The organism is Nonomuraea sp. NPDC048881 (assembly GCF_040649795.1).
GTDB lineage: Bacteria > Actinomycetota > Actinomycetes > Streptosporangiales > Streptosporangiaceae > Nonomuraea.
The window spans coordinates 512,222-525,935 of sequence record NZ_JBEZGC010000005.1 but is presented as its reverse complement, the minus strand read 5'-3'; the positions used below and the strand labels follow the sequence as shown (position 1 = coordinate 525,935).

At 69.9% G+C, this 13,714-nt stretch carries 13 protein-coding genes; 10 read left to right on the top strand and 3 right to left on the bottom strand.

What is annotated here, in order from left to right:
* Nucleotides 1-718: 718 nt before the first annotated feature.
* The 7 genes from ssd to AB0C33_RS21200 all read left to right on the top strand — a co-directional run bounded on the left by ssd (nucleotide 719) and on the right by AB0C33_RS21200 (nucleotide 6,221).
* Nucleotides 719-1,759: a septum site-determining protein Ssd gene (gene ssd / locus AB0C33_RS21230; protein WP_358290456.1), complete on the top strand. Its 1,041-nt coding sequence runs from the start codon at nucleotides 719-721 to the stop codon at nucleotides 1,757-1,759.
* Nucleotides 1,756-2,919: a TadA family conjugal transfer-associated ATPase gene (locus tag AB0C33_RS21225; protein WP_358290454.1), complete on the top strand. Its 1,164-nt coding sequence runs from the start codon at nucleotides 1,756-1,758 to the stop codon at nucleotides 2,917-2,919. The genes ssd and AB0C33_RS21225 overlap by 4 nt, the downstream gene beginning before the upstream one ends.
* A gap of 13 nt (nucleotides 2,920-2,932) precedes the next feature.
* A complete protein-coding gene (locus AB0C33_RS21220; protein ID WP_358290451.1) occupies nucleotides 2,933-3,646 on the top strand; it encodes a type II secretion system F family protein in 714 nt (237 codons plus the stop codon).
* 272 nt (nucleotides 3,647-3,918) lie between these two features.
* Nucleotides 3,919-4,707, top strand: a complete 789-nt coding sequence (locus AB0C33_RS21215) for a type II secretion system F family protein (RefSeq protein WP_358290448.1) — start codon at nucleotides 3,919-3,921, stop codon at nucleotides 4,705-4,707.
* Nucleotides 4,708-4,855: 148 nt separating this feature from the next.
* On the top strand, nucleotides 4,856-5,254 hold the full coding sequence (locus tag AB0C33_RS21210; protein ID WP_358290445.1) for a DUF4244 domain-containing protein: 399 nt from the start codon (nucleotides 4,856-4,858) through the stop codon (nucleotides 5,252-5,254).
* Nucleotides 5,251-5,631 (top strand): TadE family type IV pilus minor pilin, encoded by a 381-nt coding sequence (locus AB0C33_RS21205; RefSeq protein WP_358290442.1) that lies wholly within the window; start codon nucleotides 5,251-5,253, stop codon nucleotides 5,629-5,631. Before AB0C33_RS21210 ends, AB0C33_RS21205 begins: the two co-directional genes overlap by 4 nt.
* Before the next feature lie 227 nt (nucleotides 5,632-5,858).
* A complete protein-coding gene (locus AB0C33_RS21200) occupies nucleotides 5,859-6,221 on the top strand; it encodes an Rv3654c family TadE-like protein (RefSeq protein WP_358290439.1) in 363 nt (120 codons plus the stop codon).
* Nucleotides 6,222-6,497: 276 nt separating this feature from the next.
* Here AB0C33_RS21200 and AB0C33_RS21195 read toward each other — a convergent pair whose 3' ends face one another.
* Nucleotides 6,498-7,361, bottom strand: a complete 864-nt coding sequence (locus tag AB0C33_RS21195; RefSeq protein WP_358290435.1) for an NAD(P)H-binding protein — start codon at nucleotides 7,359-7,361, stop codon at nucleotides 6,498-6,500.
* Complete coding sequence (locus tag AB0C33_RS21190; protein ID WP_358290432.1) at nucleotides 7,348-7,716, bottom strand: VOC family protein; 369 nt, start codon at nucleotides 7,714-7,716, stop codon at nucleotides 7,348-7,350. Before AB0C33_RS21190 ends, AB0C33_RS21195 begins: the two co-directional genes overlap by 14 nt.
* A gap of 63 nt (nucleotides 7,717-7,779) precedes the next feature.
* On the opposite strand from AB0C33_RS21190, the gene AB0C33_RS21185 reads away from it, so the two are divergent.
* Entirely contained in the window at nucleotides 7,780-8,238 is a 459-nt protein-coding gene (locus tag AB0C33_RS21185; RefSeq protein ID WP_358290429.1) for a MarR family transcriptional regulator, read from the top strand.
* Between the two features lie 584 nt (nucleotides 8,239-8,822).
* Here the strand turns inward: AB0C33_RS21185 and AB0C33_RS21180 are convergent.
* Entirely contained in the window at nucleotides 8,823-11,327 is a 2,505-nt protein-coding gene (locus AB0C33_RS21180) for a DEAD/DEAH box helicase (protein WP_358290426.1), read from the bottom strand.
* A 259-nt stretch (nucleotides 11,328-11,586) separates the two neighbouring features.
* On the opposite strand from AB0C33_RS21180, the gene AB0C33_RS21175 reads away from it, so the two are divergent.
* Nucleotides 11,587-11,937 (top strand): STAS domain-containing protein, encoded by a 351-nt coding sequence (locus tag AB0C33_RS21175; RefSeq protein WP_043629845.1) that lies wholly within the window; start codon nucleotides 11,587-11,589, stop codon nucleotides 11,935-11,937.
* A 1-nt stretch (nucleotide 11,938) separates the two neighbouring features.
* Entirely contained in the window at nucleotides 11,939-12,364 is a 426-nt protein-coding gene (locus tag AB0C33_RS21170) for an ATP-binding protein (RefSeq protein WP_358290423.1), read from the top strand.
* Nucleotides 12,365-13,714: the final 1,350 nt, after the last annotated feature.

Genomic DNA, 13,714 nt, shown 5'->3' with positions numbered 1-13,714 from the left:
CATAGCTGACGGCGTCTCGTCCGAGACGCCGTCCGCCGGTGCATCACACCGGGTTACCAAGCGTGCACCTCAATCCGTCGGAGCGGGTCAAGCCCGCCACGACGCGCCTCCCGCGGCTGGTCGCGCGTGGGTGCCCGGCTGATGCACCCGGACAAGTGGTCCGTAACACCTTTCTACGTCGGATCCCCCCTGATGGGAACCCTTTGGAGCAAGACCTTTACCGAGCCGTGGAGCGGCCGGGAGAGTCCCGTTGCGGCGCCCGTCGGCGCCAACCCGTTATCTACCTGTGACGATTACAGACAGTGATCGCCTTTATGTGATTGTTATGGGGTGGCGAAAAAACTTGGCGAAAATGCCAGATTACTGCTCGACGAAACTCGAGTGGATCGGGCAGCATACGGTGGTATCGCCCGAAACTGGAGCGGCTGTGTGAGGGATTGCTTTGCAAGTCTCTTGCCATGCTCCGGTGAAGTGATGAAAGCTTTCTTCTGAAACGGGACCGGCTCTACCCCCCCGGAGCCGGACCGATCAGGCGACCCCCGCTCTCCCCCCCGGCGGGGGTCGCCCTTTTTCCGCCCCAAGTCGCGCTGGGCCCATCGGTTGTCCACAGGCGGCCCGCGCCTCCGCGCCGCCGTCCCCAGAATCCCGTTCGCCTTCTCGCGACGTCCGTCCTCCTCGGCAGGGTTGGCCTCCCACGCCCCCGCAAGAGGAGGACCCCGTGCACCGCCCCCTGGTCATCACCGAGGACCACGACCTCCTCGACGACCTGGTCCGCATCGCGGCCGCCGCCGGCGCCCAGCTCGACGTGGCCCACACCCCCGCCGGCGCGCGCCCTTACTGGAACCTCGCCCCCATGGTCGCCGTCGGCCCCGACCAGGCCGACGCCCTCTCCGCCACCTCGCCGCCCGCCCGCGACCAGGTGCTCCTGGTGACCCGCGCCCCCGACGACCCCGACACGTGGCGAAAATGCGTGGCGGTGGGCGCCCAGGCCGTCGTACGCCTCCCGGGCGACGAACGCCACCTCGTGGAACGCTTCGCCGACGCCATGGAGCCCGAACCCCGATCCGGCGCGGTGACCTGCGTCATCGGCGGCCACGGCGGGGCGGGCGCGAGCGTGGTCGCCGCCTGCCTGGCCCTGCGCGCCTCGGGCGACCGCCTCCGTACGCTGCTGATCGACGCCGACCCGCTGGGCGGCGGCATCGACGCGCTGCTCGGCCACGAGGAGTCGGCGGGCGCCCGCTGGGGCGACCTCGTGGCGAGGGAGGGAAGGATCAGCTCCAGCGCCCTGCAGGCGGCGCTCCCGTCGTTCGGCGACCTCGCCGTCCTGTCCTTCCACCGCGGTGAGGTGGCCGCGATCCCGCCCCAGGCCATGCGCTCGGTCCTGGAAGCGGGCCGGCGCGGCTTCGACCTGATCGTCGTCGACCTGCCGCGCCATCTCGACCTGGCCGCCGTGGAAGCCCTCACCAGGGCGACCACGACCTTGACGGTCACCACGGCAGACCTGCGCGGCATCCTGTCCACCGTCCAGGTCCTGGGCGAGCTGCGCAAACACACCTCCGACGTGCGGGCCGTCCTCCGTCCCGGCGTCCTCGACGAGGAGACGGCCGCGGCGTCCCTCGGCATCCCCGTCGCCGCCCACCTGCCCGACCACCCGAGGCTCACCGCCACCCTCAACCGCGGCGAGCTGCCCAGGCTCGGCCCGCGCACGGTTCTCGGCACCCTCTGCGCCGCCCTCCTCCGCGACCTGCTTCCGGCATGAGCGCCGCGGAGGAGGTCTCACCGGAGCTCGTGGAGGCCGTCCGCGTCCGGCTGGCGCGCGCCGGTGTGGAGCCGACGGCGGCCCAGGTGGCCGTGGCGCTCCGGGCCGAACGCTCGGTCTACGGAGACGCCGAGATCCTGGCGGTCGCCCGCGCCCTGTGCGCCGACCTGATCGGCGCCGGCCCGCTGGAGCCGCTCCTGGCCCGTCCCGACGTCACCGACGTCCTGGTCAACGGCCCACGCGAGGTCTGGATCGACGACGGCGGCGGCCTGCGCCGCACCTCCGTCACCTTCACCGACGACGGAGCGGTCCGCAGGCTGGCCCAGCGCCTCGCGGCCGCCGCCGGTCGCCGGCTCGACGACGCATCGCCTTATGTGGACGCGCGGCTGGCCGGCGGCGTCCGGCTGCACGCCGTCCTGCCGCCGATCGCGTCCGGTGGCACCTGCGTGTCGCTGCGCCTGCCGCCGCGCCGCACCTTCACCCTGTCCGACCTGGTGTCGGCCGGCACGATCGCGCCGGCGGCCGTCACGGTGCTGACGGGGATGGTCGACGCCCGGCTCGCCTTCCTCGTCACGGGCGGCACCGGCACGGGCAAGACCACGCTTTTGTCGGCCCTCCTGTCCCAGGCCGACCCGGCCGAACGCCTCCTGCTGGTGGAGGACTCCGCCGAGCTACGCCCGTTGCACCCCCACGTGGTCCGACTGGAGACCCGCCCGGCCAACCTCGAAGGAGCGGGCGGGGTGAGCCTGCGCGACCTGGTGCGCCAGGCGCTGCGCATGCGTCCGGACCGGCTCGTGGTGGGCGAGGTCAGGGGAGCGGAGGTCGTCGACCTGCTCGCCGCCCTGAACACCGGCCACGAGGGCGGCTGCGGAACGCTGCACGCCAACGCCGCCGCCGACGTGCCACCCCGCCTGGAAGCCCTCGGCTGCGCGGCGGGCCTGACCAGGGAGGCCGTGCACAGCCAGCTGGCCGCGGCCCTCGACGTGGTCGTCCACCTGACCCGCACCCGCAGCGACGGCCGAAGGCGCGTCGCCGAGATCTGCCTGCTCTCCAGAACCCCGGCCGGCCTCGTCGAGTCGCTCCCCGCCCTCACCTTCGCCCCGAACGGCTCCGTCCACACCGGCCCCGGCTACGAATCCCTGTTGCGCAGGACATCATGAAGGCCCCCGGACGATGACCGCCGCGATCGTCTCAGCGCTGTCCACAGCCTGTGCCATCTGGCTGTGGACCGGCCCCGCCACGCCCGCCCTCCGCCTGCACGCGCTCCTGACCGCTCGCCATGGCCGTCTCCCATGGCAGCACCTGCTGCGGGCCACCCTCACCCGCCCCGGCCCTGCCCGCCGTGCCGACTCCTGGCGCCGGGCCTCCATAGAGCTGTGCCAGTCGCTCTCGGCCGAGCTCGCCGCGGGCCGCACCCCTGGCGAAGCCCTGACCCGAGCCATCGCGGCAGTCGACTTCCCCGACCCGGAAGCCCTGCGCCCCGCCCTGGCCGCCGCACGAGACGGCGGCGACGTCTCCGCGACCCTCACGGCGGCGGCGCCGGCTCAGGGCGGCGAGGGCCTCCGCCGGCTCGCGGCCTGCTGGGACGTCAGCCTCACCGTGGGCGCCGGCATGTCCGCCCTGGTCGAACGAGTCGGCGGCACGCTCCGCGCCGCCCAGACCCACCGCCAGGACGTCGCCGCCCAACTGGCCGGCCCCCGCACCACAGCCCGGATGCTCGCGGCCCTGCCGGTCCTCGGCCTGGTCATGGCGGGAGCGCTCAACATGCACCCGCTGAGCTTCCTGTTCGGCACCTTGCCGGGCCTGCTCTGCCTCCTGTCCGGCATCGCCCTCGACGTCTGCGGCCTGTGGTGGACCCACCGCATGGCCACCAAGGCCCAACCTTGACCCGCCACGTCCCCGAACACCTGTAGGCCAGGGCTCCGGCGAGTCCTGTGGCTCTGCGCTCATGCGAGTCCTGTGGCTCCGCGCTCATGCGAGTCCTGTAGGCCAGCACTCCAGGGAAGCCTGTAGGCCCTTTATTCCGGCGAGTCGTCCTCCCTGAGCCGTGCTCATCCTCGCCCGTCCGAGTCGTCCTCGTCCCCGCCCGTCGGAGTCGTCCTCATCCCCGCCGCCGAGTCGTCTTCATCCACGTCCGCCCGAACCACTGGATCCGCCCGATGCTCCCTTTGCTGTCCGCCTTCTGCGCAGCCCTCGCCACCTTCTTGTGGTCGGCCCCACGCACCCCGGTAGACCGCCTCGCCCGCCTCCTGCCCTCACCCGACCCGCCGTCGAGCCCCGCCATCTCTTCGACGGACACCCCCGCCCAGCCCGACTGGCTCGACAAGAAGGACCCCCACCACCGCCGCCCGACCCGCAGAACCGTCACCACCGCCGCCATCACCGGCGTGATCACCGCCCTCCTGGTCGGCGGCCTCCCAGGAATCGCGGTGGCCCTGCTGCTGACCCCGGTGACCGCCCTGATCCTGCACAGGAAGGAACCTCCGCGGTCCCGCCAGGAACGCGAGCAGATCACCGCCGATCTCCCCTTCGTCGCCGACCTGATGACCGCCTGCCTTCTCGCCGGACAGCCGGTGACCGCCGCCACCGACCTGGCCGCGACCACGATCGGCGGCCCTCTCGGTCAGCGTCTGGCATGGGTGGGCAGCCAACTCCGCCTGGGCGCCGACCCCGAGCCGACCTGGGCAATCTTGGCGAAGGACCCGGCCCTGAGCCAGCTGTCGAGAGCGATGAGCCGGGCCGCGCAGACCGGCGCCCCGCTGGCGGACGTCCTGACCCGCCTGGCCGACGACGCGAGAGACACAGCCAGAGCCGCCTCACTCGCCGCCGCCCGGACCGTGGGCGTGAAAGCGGTCGCCCCGCTGGGCCTGTGCTTCCTGCCGGCCTTCGTCCTGCTGGGCATCATCCCGGTGATCGCCGGCCTCGCCTCCACGATCGTCCTGCCGTGACATCCCGACGGCGGCGTTGTCCACAGCCTGAGGGCCGACCCCGCTGGACAATCCCCAGAACGCCATTCGGCCTGACGGCAGCTGTGCCTTCTCGGCGAATCTTGGACTCCCGCCGGACAAGACCCGGCTCCGACCACCTGGAGGCACGATGCAAGGTCCCGCCACCATGCCAGGCACCCTCAGCCCCACTCCAGCTCACGCGTACACCACTTCACCCCGGCCCACCGCCTGCACCGAGCCGACCACCACGGCGCCGCCTCTCGAAGCCGACGCCTCCTCCAACGTCGAGACGGAAGCCGCCCGCGCTTCCTCGACCACCTCCGGTCCTCCCGGTGGGCCCACTGGGCAGAGCTCACGCTGGTACCCGGGCAAGTGGATCACCTGCGCTGTTGCGAACAGAGAGCGCGGCATGTCCACAGCCGAATACGCAGTCGGCACCATCGCGGCCTGCGCCTTCGCCGCGCTCCTGTTCAAGGTGGTCAGCAGCCCGGAGGTTCAGGAGATGCTGAAGTCCCTCATAGACCGAGCGCTCAAGATGACCGGATGACCCTCCACCAGACGCGGAACGCCGCCACCAGGCAACGGTCGGCATCACGCGGCTCGGTGACCGCCGAGACCGCCGCCATGCTGCCCGCGCTCATGATCGTCCTGGCAGCCGCGCTCTGGGCCATACAAGCGGTGAACGTCCAACTGGAATGTGTAGACGCAGCCCGAGCGGCGGTGCGCGCCGCAGCCCGAGGTGAGCCGCTGGACCAGGTCCGCGAGCTCGCCCGCTCGGCCACTCGCCCAGACGCACACGTAGAGATCACCCACGACGCAGAATTCACCCACGTAGAGATCGCAGTAGATGTACGACCAGCTTGGGGCGTTTCGCTACCGGCCGTCCCCGTGTCGGCCTCGGCGACAGCCGCCACAGAACCATGACGTCACGCACGTACTCGCCGAAATGAGATCTGCCAGGAGGACATGAGCCCTCGTGTCCTCCTGGCAGTCGGGGGGCGAAATCTCCAACCCCTACGGCGTCTTCTACCCACAAGAAGAGACAACAACTCCGCGACGCGGCACGGAGATCGTCCGCGCGGGAGGCGCAGAAGCGTCTCAAGGCCGGGCGAATCGACGACCTTCACCGACCCATCACTCCGAGGACAAGGATGATCAAGCACAAGGAACGAGGGTCGGCGACCTTATGGGGAGTGGCCCTCATGGGGCTCCTGATGGCGGTTGCCGGAGGGTTGGCCTCCGTGGGGGCGGTTCGTGTGGCTCGCCATCGGGTCGACAGCGCGGCCGATCTGAGCGCTCTGGCCGCGGCCAGAGCGGCGATCATCGATCCGGAGGGCGCTTGCGGCAGGGCGGCCGCGTTGGCCAGAAGGAACGGCGTCCGGCTGGCGGCTTGTGAGATCACGGGAGAGATCGCGGATGTCCGGACCTCTCTGTCGATCACCTTGCCGATCGCCGGAGCACACACTCTTATGGGCAGGTCTCGCGCGGGGCCGGTCACGATGTCACCTGGGTAGCAACTGTTTGCAGCAGTCGGCCGTCAGGCCACCGTCCTGGGCCTTGGGGGCGCGTGACCGACCGCGACCGTGCAAGCCTGGGGGCGTGTCGCGCGAGTCCGGCGACCGGCTCCTCAGGCTGAGAAGCGCGTGCCGGCGCCGTGGCCCACATGCGTGCAGCCTCCGTGGCCGCCCGCTTCGACGTGATCCAAACTGACGGCGTTGCGCCAGACGCGCTGATCGGGAGAAGGGGCGGCGCGAGCCGAGATGTCGATCCGCCTGCGCCAGCCCCGGTGTTCACTCTGCTGTCAGTCCTTCGACCAGGCCGGTAGTCGGCCTGCCGAGGAGTCGAGGAAGATCGTCACCGACCCGAGCGAAGACCCCGGCGGCGATGGTTTCATCGAGACGTGCCAAGAAGCCGGCCAGCTTGCTGTCCATCCCCGAGTTGATGAGCGCTGCCTGCAACTCTTCGGGAGTGACAGGCCGGTAGGTGACCTCGCGCTTCAGGACGACCGACATTGCGTCGGCTATGTCGGCGTAGGTGAAGTTCGTGTCGCCGGAGAGGCTGTAAGTCACATTGTCGTGCCCGTCTGTGGTGACGACGGTGGCCAACGCCTCAGCCAGGTCCTTCCGGCTGGCTGGGGCAACGACGGCGTTGCCGGTGGCGGCGGCCAGGACGCCGGAGAAGCGGGGGCCTGCCAGCGCCTGGATGTAGTTCTCGATGTACCAGGTGTTCCGCAGGATCGTGTACGTCACGCCGGAAGCGGTGAGAGCGTCCTCTGTCGCTCTGTGGTCCGCGTTGATCTCGAACCGGTCGTCGTCGGCCCGGACTCCGCTGGTGTAGTAGACGTGTCGGACCTTGGCGTTCTTCGCCGCCTTGACGATCGACTCGTGCTGAGCAAGGCGGTTCGGGTCTCTGCCCGAGATCAACACGATCTCGGAGTGCCTGGCAACCAGCGCTGCGACGGTGGCCGAATCCGACAGGTCGACGGCGGCGGTGTTGAATCCGGTGGAAGCAAGTTCCCCGAGGCGCGCTTGGTTCCGACCGGCCGCGGTGATCGTTCCTGGGCTGGTTCCCCGAGCGGCCAGCGCGTTCAGGACGTGGCGACCGAGTGCCCCGGTGGCCCCGAAGACGAGGGTGCTCGCCTCAGGCGCGGTCATGGAGGGTGATCTGGTAGCCGTCGGGGTCGGCGAAGGTGAAGGTGCGGCCGAAGGGGCCGTCGATCGGTGCGGAGACGATGGTGTGACCGTCGGCGACGAGGGCGTCGTGGATGGCCTGGACGTCGGTGGCGTGGAGCCAGATCGCGGCACCGATGCCGGGCTGGGCAGCGGAGGCGAGATCGGTGCCGGGAACGACCTCGCGGAGTGCGAACGCGATCGGCTTCGTCTCGAAGACGACGGCGTGCGGAGGCCCGGCCTGCGAGCGGACGAGGCCGAGGTACTGCTCGTAGAACGCTCGCGAAGCGTCGAGGTCGCGCGCTTGCAGCGAGATGAAGTCGGGGCCGGTGACGGGCATGGTGATGCTCCTTGTCCTCATGTCAGTTAGCTGACACGTCGCAATGTATGTCAGAATACTGACATGAGTCAAAACGGTGCCGGCGTCGACCTGGACAAATCGCTGGGCTACCTGCTGAAAGAGGCTTCGAGCGCCTTGCGCGCAGCCATGGAGGAGGTGCTGCGGCCACTCGGGATGACCGTGACGCACTACTCCTGCCTGGAGTTGCTGGCTCAACGGCCGGGCTTGTCGAACTCCGAGCTGGCGCGTGGCGCGTTCGTGACCAGGCAGTCGATGAACGTGCTGCTCCAGACCCTGGAACGAGACGGCTACGTGACCAGGCCAGCGGAGGCGCCCGTCGGAAAGGCTCTTCCGGCGCGGCTCACGCCTCGCGGACGACGGAGTCTGGAGAAGGCGAGCGCGGCGGTCCGGTCCGTCGAGGTCAGAATGCTGGCCGGCATGACCGACGCCGAGCAGTCGGACGCGTTCCGGATTTTGCAGAGCATGATTCATTCGCTGCGCGATGGTGACGGCGGTGCCTAGTCGTTTCTCGGTGCACGATTCGCCGCGTCGGGTCAGGGGCGCGGGCGGGTGTGGAAATCTGTGCGAGTGACCTCGAAAATCCGGCACCTATAGATCGTCAGGCGAGCGAATTAGTGAAGGCCCGTGTGGCGCAAGCTGAGGGGCGAGGCGGAGCCCAGGGTGGTGAAGGTGCCGGGTGGGGCGTCGGGGCAGGCGCCGGTTGTTCTGCCGATCCATTTGAGCGTGCAGGACTTACGCGCGGCCCAGGAAGTGCAGGAGTCAGCCCGTCATGGGGCTCGGCCGGAAGCGGGCCGGGAAACGGCGGGGGAGACAGGGCGGGATGCGCGGCAGGAGCCGCTGCGCATCGTATTGACCAGCTGAGCCGTCACGGACGTTCCCGAGCCCGGCCCGCTGTCCCACCCGCCACCCCTGGAGCAGCGATGGGACGACTACCTGCCCCCGTCGCCCAGGTGCATGGAGGACAGCGGCTTCTGGGAGCGTCCGCTGCCCGGCGCCGGCGACTTCTGGGCCGCCGACGATGACGATGACGCCTACGACGAAGCAGAGCGGGCGTGTGCGGGGCGTCGGCCGGAGAAGGGTGACAGTCAGGACAGAGGGCCGGGGGTGAGGAGGATGTCCAGGAGCTGGAGCGCGCCGCGTTTGTGCAGGGGCTCGTTGCCGTTGCCGCACTTCGGGGACTGGATGCAGGACGGGCACCCGCGCTCGCACTCGCAGGACGCGATCGCCTCACGCGTGGCCGTCAGCCAGTCGGTGGCCCGCGCGTAGCCGCGTTCGGCGAAGCCCGCGCCGCCTTCGTGACCGTCGTACACGAAGACGGTGAGCAGGCCGGTGTCGGCGTGCAGTTCGGTGGAGACGCCGCCGATGTCCCATCGGTCGCAGGTGGCGAACAGGGGGAGCAGGCCGATCGAGGCGTGCTCGGCGGCGTGTGCGGCGCCGCCGAGGTCGATGTCCGCCGCCGCGAGCGGCGCGACCGCCGTGGCGGGCAGGGTCCACCAGACCGCGCGGGTGCGGAGGGTGCGGGGCGGCAGGTCGAGGGGTTCGTCACCGAGCATCTCGCCTGACTGCAGGCGTCTTTTCAGGTACGAGACCACCTGCCTGGTCACCTCGACCTCGCCGAAGTGCAGCGTTCCCGGGCCGAGGGGGCGGGAGCGCTGGGTGGCCAGGATGGAGATGTCGGTGATGTCGCGGGCGAACGTGGAGTAGTCGGGATTGGCGGCCTCGACCAGGGCGACCCCGGAGTCCAGGTCGAGGGTCTCCACGAGGAAGGTCTCGCCCTGGTGGATGTAGACCGCGCCGGTGTGGACCGTGGTGTGGGCGGACGGCTCGTCCACGCTGCCGAGCAGGCGGCCGGTCGAGGACTCGACCACCTGGATCGGGGCGCCTCCGCCGCCTCTGATGTCGGCGAGGTCGGTGGCGCGTTCGCGACGGGTCCAGAACCAGCCCGCGGGACGGCGTCTCAGGAGGTTCCGGGCGACCAGGTCTTCCAGGACGTCGGGGGTGGTGGTCCCGAAGACGGGCAGGTCGTCGTCCGTCAGCGGGATCTCGGCGGCGGCGGCGCACAGGTGGGGGCCCAGGACGTACGGGTTGTCCGGGTCCAGGACGATCGCCTCCACCGGCCGTCCGAACAGGGCCTGCGGGTGGTGGACTAGGTAGGTGTCCAGGGGATCGTCCCTGGCGATGAGCACGGCGAGGGCGTCCTGGCCGTCGCGTCCCGCCCGGCCGGCCTGCTGCCAGAGGGAGGCGCGGGTGCCGGGCCAGCCGGCGATCAGTACGGCGTCCAGGCCCGAGACGTCCACGCCGAGTTCGAGGGCGTTCGTGGTGGCCAGGCCCATGAGGGTGCCGGCGCGCAGGGCCTTCTCCAGGAGACGGCGGTCCTCGGCGAGGTAGCCGGCGCGGTAGGCGGCGACCTTGTCGGGGAGGGCGGCCAGGTCTTGGACGTCGTCGGGGATGGCCCAGGTGAGCGGGCTCGCGGGGGCGGGGTGGCGCGGGTCCTGGGCGTCGGAGGTGGCGCTTCCAAGGGGTGAAGCGGAGTCCTCAGGGGTGGAGGGGGAGGCGAGCGGCGGGGGCTCGGCGCTGGGGGAGAAATCCGCGGGCGCGGCTTCGGGGGTGGTATGCGAAGGCCAGGGAGCGGTTTCGGTGGTGGTGTGCGCAGGCCAGGCCGCGGTTTCGGGGGTGGCTTGGGGAGGCCAAGGCGCGGTGACGGAGAAGGCGACGTCGGCGAGTTTGGCGCGGGCGGACAGGGCGACCGTCTCCGCGCCGCGTCGCGAACGCACGAATGCGAGCGTCCGTACGTTCGCCAGAACCAGGTCCGCGAGGAGGTCGGCGGTCTCCGCGGTGGCCGTGCGGCGCACAGGAGCCCCTCCCTCGCCCCGCAGATCCGTCAGGGGCGGTTCCCAGAGCGCGATGGTCGTGGAACCCTTCGGCGAGGCATCGGTGGTCACCTCGTCCATCTCAAGCCCCGTCAGCCTCATGGCGAACACGCCGGGCTCGCTCGCCGTGGCCGAGGCGAGCACGAACGTGGGGCGCGAGCCGTACCGGGCGCAGACCCGGCGCAGGCGGCGCAGGATCTGGGCCACGTGCGAGCCGAAGACGCCGCGGTATCCATGGCACTCGTCCACGACGACCATGCGGAGGCGGCGGAAGAACGAGGACCACTGCGCGTGCCGGGGCAGGACGCCGCGGTGCAGCATGTCCGGATTGGTCAGGACGTAGTTGGCGTGCTGGCGGACCCACGTACGTTCCTCGAAGGGGGTGTCGCCGTCGAAGCAGGCGGCGCGCACCTGTGTGATGCGCAGTTCGCGCAGGCCGCGGAGCTGGTCGGCGGCCAGGGCCTTGGTCGGCGTCAGGTACAGGACGGTGCCGCCGTCGAGGCAGGAGGCGACCGCCGGCGTGAGGTACGCCAGGGACTTGCCCGAGGCCGTTCCCGTACTGATGATCACGTTTCGGCCACGGAAAGCCAGGTCGGCGGCTTCGTACTGGTGGGGCCAGAGTCCTGTAACTCCACGGTTCGCCAAGCGCGTAACCAGGACTTCCGGAGCCCAGTCCGGCCAACGGGCTTGACCCGCCTGACGTGCTGGAACATGCTCCACATGGGTGACACGCTCATGACGTGCGGGAACTCCGAGCAGGTGGGCGAGGAGTGGACCTGCCTGTTGTGGGGAGGATGCCGAGGAAGTCACTGTTTCCAGTCTTGCATCGATGGGCAAAGTCGCCGGGAATCGTGATTTCGTATAGACACAAGCCAGACGCGTGGTTGAATGCCGCGCGTCAGGGTCGGACAGTCTGGGGCCACGCTCCAGATTGCCAGGCCCGCAAGAGTACTTTCGCAGGCGAGGCGCTGGAGGATCTGTGGATCTGAAGTTGGATCACCGCACCGAAGACCGACTCACCATCGTGGAGGTCGAGGGTGAGATCGATGTCTACACGGCGCCGAGATTGCGTGAGCTCCTCATCGACCTGGTGAACAAGGGCAACTTCCACCTTCTGGTGAACATGGAGAAGGTCGACTTCCTCGACTCCACGGGGCTGGGAGTGCTCGTCGGAGGGCTCAAGAGGGTCCGGGCGCACGACGGCTCGCTTGAGCTGGTGTGCACCCAGGAGCGCATCCTCAAGATCTTCCGCATCACCGGTCTGACCAAGGTCTTCGGGATTTACGCTTCCGTCGACGAGGCCAAGGAAGCTCACGGCAAAGACAAGTAGCATGGCTACCGTCGAGCTGACGTTCAGCGCTCTCCCCGCGCACGTGCGGACCGCCCGGCTGGTGGCCACGGCGATCGCCCGTCGTACCGGCGTGGAGGAATCGCTGCTGGACGAAGTCAGGCTCGCCGTGGGTGAGGCATGCTCCCGGGCGGTCGAGGCGCATCGACTTCACTGCCCGGGCGAGCCCATCCGCATCGAGCTACGTGACGACTCCGGGCGTTTCGAGGTCACGGTCAGCGATCTGGCCCCCAGTGACGAGATCAAGCAGGAGCAGCCGCTCGATCTGGGCATGCTCTCTGACTCGTTCATGTCAGGCTTCGGCATCGCCGTCATCTCGGGTCTGGCCGATGACGTCGAGGTCTTCCCCAGCCCCAAGGGGACGAACATCCGGATGAGCTGGCCCGCCTCCAACGGGGTGGGTTCCTGACCTGACATCGCTTGGATCGGTCCCTTGTCTCCCTGGGGGCGTGTTCGAGCTGGTCGGGTGTGGTTTTAGGGGCGACAGACGGGGATGAGGGGATGTCCGGTTGTGGCATGCTTTCCTCCCCGTCGAGTCGCACCACATTTCCGCATGCCCTGACGAGGTCGCTGAGTGCCTCGTTCTGTCGGCATGCCCGGACGGCCTGCGCCGCTCTGCGACAAGCGGCAGCGCGTGTGCACGCGGACGTCGGACGGCCCGGCCGCCGGATTGGGCCACGCCTGGTGCGAAGCTCGGCGAAGTCTGGTGCAGGGGTTCGGCTGGAGCGGTTCAGCGAGGTCCGGTGCAGGGGTTCGGTGCCACAGGGACTTCGGCGTGCACCGGCCGAAGCGGCTCAGGGCGATCCGGCGCGGGGCCTGGCATGGCGTCGAAGCAGTGTGAGGGGCGCACGCCTCTACGCCTGACGCTTCTGCTACGCCTGACGCTTCTGCGCCTGACGCTTCTGTGCCGCACGCTTACGGAGCTTTGGCCTCGGAGCAGGCCAGAGCCCGGCTTTGCACGTTCAACCGCTGTGTCGTGTGGCGAGACGCCCAGGTTCCGATCGGGCGGTTGCTCAGGGGGCGGACTGCGGGCCGGCCGTGCAGGCGGCTCCACCGGGCGCGGGTCAATGGCTGGGCTCGAAGGGCCAAGGTCTACGGCGGCGAAGGCCGGCGGCTGAGGGTCGAAGGTCAGTGCGGTGAGGGCCTGGGCTGAGGGCTGAAGGCTCAGTCGCTGCGAAGGCTCCGCATGGCGCTGTCGCGACTGAGGGTCGAAAGCCAGGGCGGCGAAGTACGGCCTGGGCCTGCTTGGGGTGTTCTGGTGGAGCGACGCGACTGCCCCATAGGATCTTGCTCCCCCCAGTGGTGTCTGTGGAAGGCGATGAGAGTTATCCACAGGCTGTGGATGGGCGGGGGATAGTCGGCCGGGTCGTCAGAAGGTCTCGCCGTGGGGCGGCGGGGGCACGGGGTGAGGTGGGTGACTGGCGGCGAGTGGAAGGAAGGCATGGCGGCTGTGCATGGGGCTGTCAGGACCGACATCCGGAGGGCCGCGTGGGAGCTCCAGGCCGAGATTGAGGCATCGGGTTTGGTTATTGGCTGGCGTAGCTTCTCGGCCGCCGCAGGGGCTCTTGAGGCGGTGTAGAGCCTTTCGGGCCGACGCGCGAGCTGTGGGCTGTCGTGGAGGTGGCCTGGAGGGGCGGGGCGGGGCGGGGCGGTGTCGGCCAGGGGCCGAGTGGTGCCCGGCGGGAGGTCAGGGACGGCGTACGGCTCCAGGAGGCGGTGGGTGGCCGGGTCGCCGGGCCCGCGTCGGTTGGCCGCGTCC